Annotated in this window: 15 protein-coding genes and 1 pseudogene; 11 read left to right on the top strand and 5 right to left on the bottom strand. The window is 73.1% G+C overall.

What is annotated here, in order from left to right:
- Positions 1–25: 25 nt before the first annotated feature.
- Positions 26–1,030 carry a thiopeptide-type bacteriocin biosynthesis protein gene (locus QOL88_RS16870; protein ID WP_283445897.1) on the top strand — a complete coding sequence of 335 codons (1,005 nt, stop codon included), beginning with the start codon at positions 26–28 and terminating at the stop codon, positions 1,028–1,030.
- Positions 1,031–1,115: 85 nt separating this feature from the next.
- Here QOL88_RS16870 and QOL88_RS16875 read toward each other — a convergent pair whose 3' ends face one another.
- The 3 genes from QOL88_RS16875 to QOL88_RS16885 all read right to left on the bottom strand — a co-directional run bounded on the left by QOL88_RS16875 (position 1,116) and on the right by QOL88_RS16885 (position 3,554).
- A complete protein-coding gene (locus tag QOL88_RS16875) occupies positions 1,116–1,634 on the bottom strand; it encodes a YceI family protein (protein ID WP_097217209.1) in 519 nt (172 codons plus the stop codon).
- A gap of 91 nt (positions 1,635–1,725) precedes the next feature.
- Positions 1,726–2,559: an ABC transporter permease gene (locus QOL88_RS16880; RefSeq protein ID WP_097217210.1), complete on the bottom strand. Its 834-nt coding sequence runs from the start codon at positions 2,557–2,559 to the stop codon at positions 1,726–1,728.
- Complete coding sequence (locus QOL88_RS16885) at positions 2,556–3,554, bottom strand: ABC transporter ATP-binding protein (RefSeq protein WP_097217211.1); 999 nt, start codon at positions 3,552–3,554, stop codon at positions 2,556–2,558. The genes QOL88_RS16880 and QOL88_RS16885 overlap by 4 nt, the downstream gene beginning before the upstream one ends.
- A gap of 290 nt (positions 3,555–3,844) precedes the next feature.
- On the opposite strand from QOL88_RS16885, the gene QOL88_RS16890 reads away from it, so the two are divergent.
- From QOL88_RS16890 to QOL88_RS16920, 7 genes are all read left to right on the top strand, one after another.
- Positions 3,845–5,098, top strand: coding sequence for an FAD-dependent monooxygenase (locus QOL88_RS16890; RefSeq protein ID WP_097217212.1), 1,254 nt, complete (start codon positions 3,845–3,847; stop codon positions 5,096–5,098).
- Positions 5,099–5,364: 266 nt separating this feature from the next.
- On the top strand, positions 5,365–6,042 hold the full coding sequence (gene xynA, locus QOL88_RS16895) for an endo-1,4-beta-xylanase XynA (RefSeq protein ID WP_097217213.1): 678 nt from the start codon (positions 5,365–5,367) through the stop codon (positions 6,040–6,042).
- Entirely contained in the window at positions 6,039–6,719 is a 681-nt protein-coding gene (locus QOL88_RS16900; protein ID WP_097217214.1) for a polysaccharide deacetylase family protein, read from the top strand. Before xynA ends, QOL88_RS16900 begins: the two co-directional genes overlap by 4 nt.
- A gap of 153 nt (positions 6,720–6,872) precedes the next feature.
- Positions 6,873–7,358 carry a hypothetical protein gene (locus QOL88_RS16905; RefSeq protein WP_143668866.1) on the top strand — a complete coding sequence of 162 codons (486 nt, stop codon included), beginning with the start codon at positions 6,873–6,875 and terminating at the stop codon, positions 7,356–7,358.
- A 128-nt stretch (positions 7,359–7,486) separates the two neighbouring features.
- Positions 7,487–8,290, top strand: a complete 804-nt coding sequence (locus QOL88_RS16910; protein ID WP_097217216.1) for an SAM-dependent methyltransferase — start codon at positions 7,487–7,489, stop codon at positions 8,288–8,290.
- A 213-nt stretch (positions 8,291–8,503) separates the two neighbouring features.
- On the top strand, positions 8,504–9,187 hold the full coding sequence (locus QOL88_RS16915) for a nucleotidyl transferase AbiEii/AbiGii toxin family protein (protein ID WP_097217217.1): 684 nt from the start codon (positions 8,504–8,506) through the stop codon (positions 9,185–9,187).
- 46 nt (positions 9,188–9,233) lie between these two features.
- A complete protein-coding gene (locus QOL88_RS16920; protein ID WP_097217218.1) occupies positions 9,234–9,719 on the top strand; it encodes a MarR family winged helix-turn-helix transcriptional regulator in 486 nt (161 codons plus the stop codon).
- Here the strand turns inward: QOL88_RS16920 and QOL88_RS16925 are convergent.
- The gene (locus tag QOL88_RS16925; protein WP_097217219.1) at positions 9,708–10,904 is read right to left on the bottom strand and encodes an MFS transporter; all 1,197 of its coding nucleotides are present in this window, start codon (positions 10,902–10,904) and stop codon (positions 9,708–9,710) included. The genes QOL88_RS16920 and QOL88_RS16925 overlap by 12 nt on opposite strands.
- A gap of 76 nt (positions 10,905–10,980) precedes the next feature.
- Between QOL88_RS16925 and QOL88_RS16930 the strand changes: the two genes are divergently transcribed.
- The 3 genes and pseudogenes from QOL88_RS16930 to QOL88_RS16940 all read left to right on the top strand — a co-directional run.
- Positions 10,981–11,973 carry an ArsR/SmtB family transcription factor gene (locus QOL88_RS16930; protein ID WP_097217220.1) on the top strand — a complete coding sequence of 331 codons (993 nt, stop codon included), beginning with the start codon at positions 10,981–10,983 and terminating at the stop codon, positions 11,971–11,973.
- Positions 11,974–11,982: 9 nt separating this feature from the next.
- Positions 11,983–12,486, top strand: coding sequence for a glutathione peroxidase (locus QOL88_RS16935; protein ID WP_097217221.1), 504 nt, complete (start codon positions 11,983–11,985; stop codon positions 12,484–12,486).
- Between the two features lie 70 nt (positions 12,487–12,556).
- A pseudogene (locus tag QOL88_RS16940) lies at positions 12,557–12,814 on the top strand (MerR family transcriptional regulator); the annotation flags it as partial.
- A 184-nt stretch (positions 12,815–12,998) separates the two neighbouring features.
- Here QOL88_RS16940 and QOL88_RS16945 read toward each other — a convergent pair.
- The gene (locus tag QOL88_RS16945; protein ID WP_097217222.1) at positions 12,999–13,190 is read right to left on the bottom strand and encodes a DUF397 domain-containing protein; all 192 of its coding nucleotides are present in this window, start codon (positions 13,188–13,190) and stop codon (positions 12,999–13,001) included.
- Positions 13,191–13,232: the final 42 nt, after the last annotated feature.

A 13,232-nucleotide genomic window follows, 5' to 3' on the forward strand; every position in this document is an offset into this window, starting at 1 on the left:
CCCACCGACCGGACAAGGAACACCCATGACCACCACACCGCAGCGCTGGAGCGCCTGGCACCTGCACCTCGGCACCACGGCCCGTGGCGCCCACGACCGCGTCCTGACGGACGTCATCGGCCCCACGGTCGCCGAACTCCCGCCCGGAACCCCCTGGTTCTTCATCCGCTACTGGCAGTCCGGGCCCCACCTGCGGCTGCGCGTCGCGGACCTGCCCGAGGGCACGGACGCGCACGCGCGCGTGGAGCGAGCCCTGCGGGACCGGCTCGCGGAGGCGGGCCGGCTCGCACCCGGCGAGGAGCCGCTCGCGGAGGAGACGTACCAGCAGGGCGCGTCGCGGCTCGCCGCGGCCGGGGAGACCGGGGTCAACACCTCCGTCCACGCGCTGCTGCCGCCCGGCGTGCACCGCGCCGACTACGACCCCGAGTACGAGCGCTACGGCGGCCCGGCCCTCATGCCGGCCGCCGAGTCCCTCTTCCACCGCTCCAGCGAACTCGTCCTCCGCCTGGCCCCGCTCGTCACCTCCGAGGCCCGCCGCGCCCGGCTCGCCCTGCGCGGCACCCTGTCCGCCGCCGTCGCCCTCGGCGGCCCGGACGAGCGGGCCCACTACTTCGCGCGCGGCCGGGACGCCTGGCAGGCCTGGGCGCGTGACGCCGGGCATCCCGACGAGCTGCTGGACCGGATCACCACCGTCGATCAGGACCCCGCCTCGGCAGGCGTCTCTCCGGACGCCCACGGCCCGTTCACCGACTGGTACGAGACCCTGACCGCCCACGCCGACGAGATCCGGCGCCACTCGCCGGTCCACCCGGGCATGATCCTCTTCTCGCACGCGCACATGCTCCACAACCGCCTCGGCCTGAGCCTGCTGGAGGAACTGCGCACCTACGCCTGGCTGTCCCACGTCTTCCCCGCCCCGGCAACGGCGCCGAAGCCGACGCTCGCACCGACACCGACACCGACACCGACACCCACACCCACACCCACACCCACACCCACACCCACACCCGACCTGGCACCCACGGGGTGATCCCCCGCGCCCGTGGGCGCCCACGCGGAGGCCCGGCCGGGTTCCCCTTCACCGGCCGGGCCTCTTCGGCATGTAGGGCGGCGGCTCATCCCTCCCGCACGAACACGGCCCGCACCCGCACGAGCAGATCCGCTCCGACCAGCCCGCGCATGCCGCCGACCCCGCACGCGTGCCGGTCGACCCGGGCGGTGGCCCGTACGACGACCCGCTCGCCCTGCTCGGTGAGCTCGTCGACCGTGAAGGTCACCGGGATCGCACGGCCCTTGACCTCCAGCCGCGCCGTGAGGCTCAGGTCGTCCGCCAGGCCTTCGCCGGTCAGGCGCAGTTCGGGATGGCGCTCGGCGTCCAGGAAGCGCGGGCCGCGCACCGCCGTGTCCCGCTGCGGGTTGCCGGTCTCGAAGCCCGCGGCGGCCACGGCGGCGTCGAGGCGGACCAGGGTGCCGTCCGGGGCCAGCTCGACGTGGCCCGAGCGCACCGGGAACGAGCCGCGCACGGGCAGGAGGAAGAAGTGCCGACCGGTGAACTCCACCGTGGAGTCGGCCGGTTCGAGGCGCCAGGCCCCGGTCGGGGCGGTGAGCGGGCGGGTGGTGTGGTCGAGGGACATGGCGGGGGTTCCTTCCGGGAGCACTGATGTGGGGGGGGCAAGCGCCGAGGGGGCCTCCAGGAGGCCCCCTCGATGGGTCGGGACGGTCGCTCTACTCGGGGCGCGGGTCCCAGCGGAAGCTGCGCACGGCGATCAGGGCGCCGACGACGCCCCAGGCCGCCAGCACGGCCAGTTCCTTCCACTGGAAGCCGCCCTGGTGCGCGAACGGCGCGAGCATGGCGTCGTTGAACGGCTTCACCGGCAGCAGCCCGGCGATGTTGTTCATGACGTCCGAGTGGATCGGGAAGTAGCTGCCGGAGATGAACACCAGCGGGAACTGGATGAACTGCACGACCGCGGGCGCCGCCTCGGAGTTGCGGATCAGCGAGGCCACGCCGACGCCGAGGGCGCAGAAGCTGGCCGCGCCGAGCACCAGGGTGAGCGCGAGGGCCGGCCAGTCGGCGGGCCACGGCACCCCGTACAGGCGCCCGATGCCGATGACCAGCGCCACGTCGACGACGCTGACGACGACGCAGTGCACGAGCAGGCCCGCGAAGTACACCCAGGCGGGCAACGGGGTGGCGTGCAGCCGCTTGAGGACACCGGTCTGCCGGCGCATGGCGAGGACGATCGCGAGCTGGCCGTAGCAGGCGCCCAGGACGGAGACGGCCGCGATGGTCGGCGTGTAGTACTCCAGGCCGCTCAGGCCGAAGAAGAAGTCCTCGCCCTGACTGCCGGAGAACACGGCGCCGAAGACCGAGATGATCACGATGGGCAGGACGAAGGTGAACACCATCGACTGCGGGTTGCGCCAGAACGACAGCTGCTCGTAGCGGATCTGGTGGGCGAGGAGGGCGAGGGGGCCCCGTTCGTCGGGCCGCTCACGCCCGGCGCGGTCGGCCCGCCGGGTGGTCCCGGTGGTCGTGGGGGGCAGGGTGCTGGTCATCGTCGGCTCCGTCCGGGTCGGCGCCCCCGGCGCGCACGCGCCGCCGAGGACGGTGTGCTGCCCCGCTCGGTGGACGGGGACGAGGCGTCCTGCTGTGCGTACGAACTGGTCAGCCCCAGGTAGACGTCCTCCAGGGTGGGCTGCTCGACGGTCAGCCGCTCCAGCGGCGTGCCCCGGTCCAGGGCCCAGGAGGTGAGCCGGTGCAGGGCGGCGGTCGGCTCCTCGGCCTCGGCGGTGACGAGGCCGTCCTCGGCGTCGCTGACCGGGATGGGCACGTCGTCGATGGCGGCACCGGCCGGCAGGGCGAACCGGATCCGGGCGAGGGCGCTGTCGCGTCCGCCGATGGTGTCGGGCGTGCCCGCGGCGACGATCCGGCCGGCGGCGATGACGGCGACGGAGTCCGCCAGGGCCTGCGCCTCGTCCATGTAGTGGGTGGTCAGCAGGATGGTCGTGCCGGCGTCGCGCAGGCTCCGCACGACCTCCCAGGCGCCGCGGCGGGCGCCCGGGTCGAAGCCGGTGGTCGGCTCGTCGAGGAACAGCAGCTTCGGGTCGCCGATCACGCCGAGGGCGAGGTCGAGCCGCCGCTTCTGCCCGCCGGACAGGTCCTTGACCTTCGCGTCCCGCTTCTCCTCCAGGCCGACGAGGCCGATGACCTCGTCGACGTCGCGCGGGGCCGGGTAGTAGCCGGCGTTGCGGGCGATGGTCTCCCGCACCGACAGGTAGGGCTCCACGGCGATGTCCTGGAGCACGAGCCCGATCTGCCCGCGCAGCCAGCGCCCGTCGGCCTTGTCGCCGGGGTCGCGGCCGAGGACGCGGACGTCGCCGCCGTCGCGGTGGCGGAAGCCCTCCAGGATCTCCATGGTGGTGGTCTTGCCGGCGCCGTTCGGTCCGAGCAGGGCGAAGATCTCGCCCTCCTCGACGGCGAAGTCGACGCCGCGCACGGCCTCGTGGTCCCCGTACTTCTTGAGCAGGCCCTCGACGGCCACCGCGGTCACCGCGGTCGCTCCACTTCTCGTTCGCGTGTCACCGCGTGCCTCCAGGTGTCGTAACCGGTCTTCTCCTTCCGGAAGTTAGGGCCGGACGGGGGTGCGGCAGCAGGCGTGACGGGCTTTCGATGACGTCCGTCACGCAAGCGGCGACAGTTGTCAGCACGGCGGGGCGTGACGTTGCCGCCCGGTGGCGGGCGCCACATGCTCGGGGACACGACCGATGACAGTGCGTCCACGTCGCCCGCGGTACGGCGGAGCGCGGACGGGGCGCGAAGACCCGGAAGGCGGTCCCTGAGGTGCTGGTGGGCGAAGACACAGGAGGGCGGCGGCTGCCCGGGAACACCGCGGAGCCGGCCGGCGGGCAGCGGCCGACGGTCGCCATCGTCGGCGCGGGCATCGGCGGGCTGACCCTGGCCGGCGCGCTGAGCGCGAGCGGCACGCCGTACGTGATCCATGAACAGACCCGTGAACTGGCCGAGGTGGGCGCCGGCGTCCAGCTCTCCCCCAACGCGATCCGCCCGCTGCTGCGCCTCGGCCTGGGCCCGGCGCTGGAGGAGCACGCGGTGCGGATCGACGCGATGGAGGTACGCGGCTGGAACGGGCGGCCCATCGCGCGCACGCCGCTCGGCGCGGACTGCGAGCGCATGTTCGCGGCGCCGTATCTGACGATCCACCGGGCGCATCTGCACGACGCGCTGCTGTCCCTGGTCGACCGGGACCGGCTGGGCCTCGGCCAGAAGCTGAGCGCGGCGCGCGAACTCCCCGGCGAGGCGGGCGTGCGCCTCTCCTTCGAGGACGGCTCGGTGCGCGAGGCGGACGTGGTGGTCGGCGCGGACGGCATCCACTCCACGGTCCGCGAGACGCTGCGCCGCGACGAGCCGGTCTACTCGGGCCTGGGCATCTACCGGGGCCTGGTTCCCGTGGAGGCGTTGCCCGCCGAGGCCCGCGAGCGCCTGGTGCGGCTGTGGCTCGGGCCGGGCGGGCACTTCGTCGCCTACCCGGTCGCGTCCGGCAGGTACCTCAGCTACGCCGCGACCGTGCCGCTGCCCTCCGACGCGCCGCCCCGCGAGTCCTGGTCCCGGCCCGGTGACCCCGACGAACTGCGGGCGGTCTTCGGCTCGTGGACGGGCCTGGTCGCCGACATCGTCGCGGCCGTGGAGACGACCCACCAGTGGGCGCTGCACGACCGGCCGCCGCTGCGGACCTGGTCCACCGACCACATCACGCTGCTCGGCGACGCGGCCCACCCCATGCTCCCGTTCATGGCGCAGGGCGCCAACCAGGCGATCGAGGACGCGATGGACCTGGCCGCCTGCCTGGCCGGCGTGCCGACCGGGGCGGTCCCCGAGCGTCTGGCCCAGTACGAGGCGCTGCGCATCCCGCGCACCGCCGAGGTCCAGCGCGGCTCCCGCGGCAACGCGGGCATCCTGCACCTCCCGGACGGCCCGGCTCAGCGCCGCCGTGACGCCCAGATGGCGGTCCACGCGGCCCTGCACGACCGTGCGGCGCTCTACGCCCACGAGACGGGCCGCAGCGTGGTGCCGGCTTGATCCATCCGGAAACTCGTCGAAACATTCGAGGAACGGAACCCTGCCATCCGCACGAGAAGGGCAGGAGAGTGAGAGGAACTTGAACCAGCGGAGACTATAACCGCCCATTGACCAGCGGGAATCCACTACAACCGACTTCGGCCCGGTCCCGATCATTTCGTAACGACCGCCGAAACTCTTGACAGTTGACAGGGCCCGGCCAACACTCCCGGATGACAGAGCTCCCCCATCGACCCACCCCACGAGGACGAGGAGGAAGCACCCCCATGAAGAAGTCATCCGGCCGTTTCCGGCTGCTCATCAGCAGCACCTGCACCATGCTGCTGGTCGCGGCGGCGGCCCTCACCATGCCGGGCACCGCCCACGCCGACACCGTCGTCACCACGAACCAGACGGGCACGAACAACGGCTACTACTACTCGTTCTGGACGGACGCGCCGGGCACGGTTTCCATGACCCTGTCCTCCGGCGGCAGTTACAGCACGTCCTGGCGGAACACCGGGAACTTCGTCGCCGGCAAGGGCTGGAGCACCGGCGCGCGCCGCACCGTGACGTACTCGGGCTCGTTCAACCCGTCCGGCAACGCCTATCTGACCCTCTACGGCTGGACGGCGAACCCGCTCGTCGAGTACTACATCGTCGACAACTGGGGCACCTACCGGCCCACGGGCACGTACAAGGGCACGGTCACCAGCGACGGCGGCACGTACGACATCTACAAGACGACGCGGTACAACGCCCCGTCCGTCGAGGGCACGAAGACCTTCGACCAGTACTGGAGCGTGCGGCAGTCGAAGCGGACGGGCGGCACCATCACGGCCGGCAACCACTTCGACGCGTGGGCCCGGGCCGGGATGCCCCTGGGCAACTTCAAGTACTACATGATCATGGCGACCGAGGGTTACCGGAGCAGCGGCAGCTCCAGCATCAGGGTGGGGCCGTGACGGCGCGACGCGTGCAGGCCGCCCTCGCGGCGACGGCTGCCGCGGCCCTCACGGTCACGGCCACCACGACCTCGACCGCCGCCCCGGTCCGGGCCGCCGCCTGCGGGGCCGGCTACGTCGGACTCACCTTCGACGACGGGCCGTCCGGCACCACGACGAAACTGCTCGGCGTGCTCCGGCAGAACGGCCTGCGGGCCACCATGTTCAACCAGGGCCAGTACGCGGCCGCCAACCCGTCCCTGGTCCGGGCCCAGGTGACGGCCGGCATGTGGGTCGCCAACCACAGCTACACCCATCCGCACCTGACCCAACTGAGCCAGGCGCAGATCGACTCCGAGATCTCACGGACCCAGCAGGCCATCGCGGGCGCGGGGGGCGGCACGCCGAAACTGTTCCGCCCGCCGTACGGCGAGACGAACGCGACGGTGAAGTCGGTCGCGGCCCGGTACGGCCTGACCGAGATCATCTGGCACGTCGACTCCCAGGACTGGAACGGCGCGAGCGCCGACGCGATCGTCCAGTCCGTCGCCCGCCTCACCAACGGCCAGATCATCCTCATGCACGACTGGCCGGCCAACACCCTGGCGGCCGTCCCCCGCATCGCCCAGACCCTGGCAACCCGAGGCCTGTGCGCGGGAGCGATCTCCCCGCAGACGGGCCGCGCGGTGGCTCCCTGACCCCCCGTGGCGCGACGGCGACCACCGCCGTCGCGCCATGGGTGGCTCTGGAGGGACGACCCGGGGCAGGCGACGTGCGGGCACGTGAGCGCATGGCGTACTTGAGTACGCGTGCTCATGACGCCCCCCGCACCGCGCCCCGATCCTGGTCGTATGACGAATCGGGGAATCGTGGCGGCCGGGGCCGCGCTCGTCGGCGGGGTGCCTGTGGCCGCCTGGGGGCTGATGGGGCAGCAGAACTACGCCGGGCTGCCGGCCAGTGAGCTGGACTACGCGTTCCAGCCGTGGGACATCGGGGACGGCGTGGCCGCGGCCGCCGGGGGACTCGCGCTGGTGCTGGCGGTGGCCGGTGCGGTGGTGCTCGTGCGGCGGTCCCTGCGCGGGGCGGTGGACCAGCGTTGGTGGGGGGTGCTCGGGCCGCTGGTGGCGCTCGGGCTCATGGCCGGAGTGGGGTGGCGGATCCTGACCGCGGGGGGCGTCGGAGCCAACATCGGAGCCGGGCTGCTGATCATCTTCGGTACGCCGATCGCCGCCGGGCTGCTGCTGTGGTCCCTGGCGTGGGCGTTCTGGCTGGTCACCCAGGGCCGCGGGCACGAGGGCGGCGGCGAGTTGGGCGGTGTCGCCTCCGGCCGGGTGTAGCGCCGTCCTGCCGTGGCCGAAACTCCACGGCAGCGCGGCGGCGGGAGGGGCAACACCGCTCCCTCACCTGGAAGTTCGCCTAGGTTGGTGAGCCGGTCCCCCTTCCCCGCCCCCCAGGAGGCCACGCCGTGTCCGACGACCGCCTGCGCGACCGCATCGACACCTCCAAGCCGCACTCGGCCCGCTTCTGGAACTACTTCGTCGGCGGCAAGGACAACTACGAGGTCGACCGCGAGATCGGCGACCAGATCAAGTCGATCTTCCCGGGCCTCGTCGACGTGGCGGTCACGAGCCGCCGGTTCCTGGGGCGGGCCGTCGCGTACCTCGCCGGTGAGCAGGGTGTACGCCAGTTCCTGGACGTCGGCACCGGGCTGCCCACCGCCGACAACACGCACGAGGTCGCCCAGCGCGTCGCACCCGACGCCCGGATCGTCTACGTCGACAACGACCCCATCGTGCTGGCCCACGCCAACGCGCTGCTCACCAGCACCCGCGAGGGCAGGACCGCGTACCTGGACGCCGACCTGTACGACCCCGAGGCCGTCCTGAAGGCCGCCGCCGGCACGCTCGACCTGTCCCGGCCGGTCGGCCTGATGATCCTCAACACCCTCGGCCACGTCGCCGACTACGAGCGGGCGCGCGAGCTGGTGCGGCGGCTCATGGCCGGGCTGCCGTCCGGCAGTCACCTGGTGATCAGCGACAGCACCGCGACCAGTGAGGGCATGATCGCCGCGTCGGAGGCGTACAACGCGAGCGGGGCGGTGCCGTACTACGTCCGGCCGGTTGCCGAGATCGCCGGGTTCTTCGACGGGCTGGAGCTGGTGGAGCCGGGGGTGGTGAGGGTTCCCGAGTGGCGACCGGAGGCTGTTGGTGACGCCGGTTTCGGTGACGGCGCCGTGGATGCGTACTGCGGGGTGGGGCGGAAGGCGTAGGCGCGTGGGTGCCTGGGCGCCTGGGCGCGTAGTCCGGTGCGGCGGGGTGGGGGCTGGTCGCGCAGTTCCCCGCGCCCCCAAGCAGGTGCCTCGCCACGCGGGCCCGTCGCGTAGTACTCCGCGCCGCCAAGCACGGCACCGCCGGACCATCCCCTGTCACCCGTCCGGGCCGGTCATCCCGGCTGTCCAGCACCCCCACGCGATAATCAGGGCATGCCCGCCCTCCTCCCCGTCCCCGAGCCCACCGGTCGGCTTCTCGGTGATCTGCTGGCGGTGGGTGAGGCCTACTCCCTCGTCCTCGCGGGCGGGTACGCGGCGCTGGCGCACGGGCTGGTGGAGCGGACCGGGCCGGACGTGGACCTGGCCACCGGGCACCCGGCCGCGCTGGAGGCCGTCGCGGACACGGTCCGCAGCGGGCTGGTGGGGCGCGGCTGGCTGGTGCAGACCCTGGAGGCCGGGCCGCTGTCCGCCCAGTTCCTCGTGACGGACGCGCCGAGCGGCGTGGAGTGCCAGGTCGCCCTCCACAAGGAGGTGCTGTGGCGCCCGGCCGTGGAGACGGAGCTCGGTCCGGCGCTCTCCCTCGACGACCTCGTCGGCACCCGGGTGCGGGACCTGGCCGACCGCGGTCTCGCACGCGACCTGGTCGACGTCCGGGCCGCCTCGGCCCGCTGGAGCCACCCCGAGCTCGAGGAGCTCGGCCGCCGTCACGCCCCCGACACCTTCGACCTCACGGACCTCCAGGCCCGGCTGACCGGCACGGACTGGCTCGACGACAGGGCGTTCACCGTGCAGGGCCTCGACGGGCCGTCCGTCGCCGGGCTGCGCCGCTGGGCCCAGGAGTGGGCCGACGACATCGCGGAACGCCTCATCGAGGGCGAGGCCCCCGACGAGGAGTGACCCGCGCGACCCCGCATGTGGACCTACCGGTCGGTACCCTGACCCGATGGGGAACGGGGCAGCCGGGCAGGTGGGGGTCGTCGCCGCGCTGGTGCGCGCGGCGTTCCTGGTCGACGGTGTGTACGCGGAGGCCGGCCGGGCGTACGGACTGACGCCGCAGCAGGGGCAGTTGCTGTGCGTGCTGATGCCCCAGCCGTACGGGATGAGCGAACTGGGCGAGACGCTCGGGCTGGCGAAGTCGAGCCTGACCGGGCTGGTGGACCGGACCGTGCGGCGCGGACTGGTACGGCGGGAGGCCGACCCGCGCGACGGACGGGCCGTGCGGGTGGGGCTGACGGACGAAGGGGCCGCGCTCGCCCGGAAGTTCCACGCCGAGACCTGCCGTCGTGTGGAGGCACTGCCCTCCGGGCTGAGCGGCGCCGAGCGGGACCGTCTGGCCGTCCTGCTGTCACGGGTGGTGGCGGACAACGAGGTTCCCGAGGTGTTCATGGAGGGTGGGACGGCCGCGGTCTCCAGCGGCTCACCCTCCTGAGCCGGTCTCACAGCCCACCGTCCTGAGTTCCTCCCGCCTCGCCGCCCCCATCAACAGCAGTGTCACTCCCGCCGACCCCACGGCCATCATGGTCATCGCCTGGGCGGGAGAGGTGAGTTGGGCCAGTGATCCCGCCAGTGCCGCCGCGACCCCCTGCGTCGTGAGCATCCCCGCCGAGTGCAGCCCCAGGGCATGCCCCGACAGCTCGTCAGGGGTGAGGGCCACGAGTCGCTCCTGCTGCACGAGGCTCGCGCCGAACCCCACGGAGGCCAGTGTCACCGCGGCCGCCGCGAGCGGAAGCTCCGGGTTCAGGAGGAACAGCACGTACGGGACGGCCAGGAGCAGCAGAAGCGGAAAGCCCAGGCGGCGGCGCAGGCGGGGCGGCAGCACGCGGCCGACCAGCACGTCCCCGGCGAGCATGCCCAGCGCCGCGCAGGCGAACAGGGTTCCGGCGGAGTCGGGGGCGTAGGAGACGTAGAGGGATTCGCAGCCGACGACCAGGCCGTTGGGGATCCACAGGGCCAGATAGACCTGGCGGCGGGGCGGCGAGGACCAGAGCAGGGCGTTGGCGCGCCAGGTCGCCGACGCCGAGGGGCGGCCCGTCGCACGGGGCGGGCGGGGGGTCAGGCCGAGGCGGACGACGACGGCGGCCAGGACGTACAGAGCCGCGGCCGTCAGCAGGGACAGCCGCGGGGACATCAAGGCCACGAGCGCGCCGCCGGTCGCGTAACCGGTGATCTGCATCAGCCCGCTCATCATGTTGAACACCGAACGGCCGAGCAGATAACCGTCCTTGGAGAGGATCTCGTTGAGCAGGCCCCAGCGCACTCCCCCGCCCACGGACTCCGCCAGCCCCTTGGCGAGGAGGATCGCGAAGAGCCCCCAGACCGGCAGGCCGGGCAGGGCGAGGGCGGCGGTGGCCGCCGCGAAGAGCAGGGGCAGCACCGTCAGGGCCGCGCGCGGGGGCAGCCGGTCGGCGGCGGAGAGCAGGAAGGTCGCGCCGAGCACCTGCACCAGCGACGAGCCGAACATGCTCACGGCGGACAGCAGCGGCGACCCGGTCGCCCGGTAGACCAGGGTGCCCAGGGCCAGTCCGCCCATGGTCTGGGCGACCGTCTGCGCGGAGGCGGACAGGAAGAACGGCGTGAACTCGGGCGTGCGGAACAGATCGCGGTAACTGCGCATGGCCGGAGTCTTCGACGCTCCTGTCCCCGTGGTTATTGTTTCGCGCACATGCGAAACCTCGGGGAGGGTGTGGGGCATGGGCTGGTGGCAGATCAACGCCGACACCCTGGCCGGGAGCCGGTTCCTGATCTCGCCGTTCGCGGAGGCCTTCGCGAGTCTGCGGCTGCTGCACGGGGCCCGGGCGGCGCATCCCGGCGAGCGGCGGTGGCTGGACGCGCATCTGCCGGCCTACCGGCGGCGGCTGGCACGGGACCCGGTGACCGCGCAGCTGATCCGCGCCGGGATCGGGCGGGAGTGGACGGCCGACTTCCTCTCCCCCACTCCGCGCGACGGGGAGACCTTCGAGCAGGGGGTCGAGCGTGTGCGGGCGGCCGACCCGGAGGCGGCCCGCGCCGACCTCACCGTCTCCCTGCGCGGCCCGGTTCCGGCCCCGCTGCACCGGGGCGACCTCCCGGAGCGCGCCGCGGACCTGCTGACGTACGTCTGGACCACGGCCGTGCAGCCGTACTGGCCCCAGCGCCGGCGCATCCTGGAAGCCGATGTGGTGGCGCGGACCGCGCAGGTCAGCCGGGGCGGCTGGGCGAGCGCGCTGGACACGCTGCGGCCGGGCACGCAGTGGCTCGGGGAGAACCGGCTCCAGGTCAACGCGCACGAGTACCCGCCGCGCGAGCTGTCCGGCGCGGAGCTGGTGTTCGTGCCCATCACGACGCAGCGCATCGGCTGGGTGGCGTGGGAGGGGACGGACCGGTACGCGCTGGTCTACCCGTGCGCCGGGGCGCTCGCCGACCCCGGGGGCAGTCCCGTGCCCGCGAGCCTCGGCGCGCTGCTCGGCCCGGCCCGCGCGGGGGTGCTGGTCCGGCTCGGCTCGCCGCTGAGCACCAGCCAGCTGGTCGCCGTGACCGGGCAGGGGCTCGGCTCGGTCGGGCGGCATCTGCGGGTGTTGCTGGACGCCGGTCTGGTGGAGCGGCGGCGGGCGGGCAGATCGGTGCTGTACTCGCGGACGGCGGCGGGGCAGGTACTGGTGGAGGCCACCGAGGCCCGCGGCCGGCCCGGCACCCGGCGGAGCTAGGGTCGGCTCATGACGACTATCAACGGTTCCTCTCCCCTCGACGTCGAGATCGGTGCGCTGCAGGGCGGCCCGGCCGACCTGTCCCAGTACGCGGGCAAGGCGGTGCTCGTGGTGAACGTCGCCTCCAAGTGCGGCCTGACCCCGCAGTACACGGGCCTGGAGAAGCTCCACGAGCAGTACGCCGGGCGCGGCTTCAGCGTCCTCGGCGTGCCCTGCAACCAGTTCCTCGGGCAGGAGCCCGGCAGCGCCGACGAGATCGCCGAGTTCTGCTCGGCCACGTACGGCGTGACGTTCCCGATGACCGAGAAGGTCGAGGTGAACGGCGAGGGCCGGCACCCGCTGTACGACCGCCTGACCGGTTTCGCGGACGCCGAGGGGCACAGCGGCGACATCCGCTGGAACTTCGAGAAGTTCCTCATCGGCCGCGACGGGCAGGTCGTCGCCCGCTTCTCGCCGCAGACCGAGCCGGACGCGGCGGAGGTCGTGGCGGCGATCGAGGCCCAGCTGGCCTGACGGCGCGCTGCTTGACCTTGCCCCTGGGTCAGGCCCGAGCGTCCTCGTCATCGGGCGGAAGAGCCGCCCGATGACGGAGGATGCCGTGGTGGACGGACCGGAACCGAACCTGGAGCTGCTCACCATCGGGGCGTTCGCCGCGCGTGCCCGCCTGTCGCCGAAGGCCCTGCGGCTGTACGACCGGCTGGGCCTGCTGGCGCCGGCGCACGTCGACGAGGTGACCGGCTACCGCTACTACCGCGCCGGCCAGGCCGAACGGGCCCGGCTCGTGGCGATGCTGCGGCAGCTGGACATGCCGCTCGCCCGGATCGCCGAGGTGGTCGAGGCGGGGAGCTCTACTTCGCGGACTGGGCGGCTACGGGGCCCGAGGACCCGGCGTGTGACGTGGCGTTCCCGGTGAGCTGAGCCCTCTCAGGGGCCCCGCGGGCACAAGCGGAGCCCTCTCGGCAAGGACGGCGATGCTGGTCGAGAGGGCTCTGTCGGTGGTGCTTGTGGTGCTGTCGATCGTGAGGTCAGGCCGTGACCGAGGCCACGAAGGCGTTCCACGCGTCGGCGGGAAACGCCAGCTTGGGGCCCTCGGGGATCTTGGTGTCCCCGAGCTCCAGGGCCTCGGCGACGGTCGACCTGACCATCACGCACGCGCCGTTGTTGTTGGTGTAGGAGGACGTCGTCCACGTTTCCGTGGCGCCCAGACGAATTGCCATGTTCGCTCCGTTGCCAGTTGCGTTTACGCCAACCCGTGCTGG

Origin of the sequence: Streptomyces sp. Ag82_O1-12, assembly GCF_900182715.1 — a bacterium.
GTDB lineage: Bacteria > Actinomycetota > Actinomycetes > Streptomycetales > Streptomycetaceae > Streptomyces > Streptomyces massasporeus.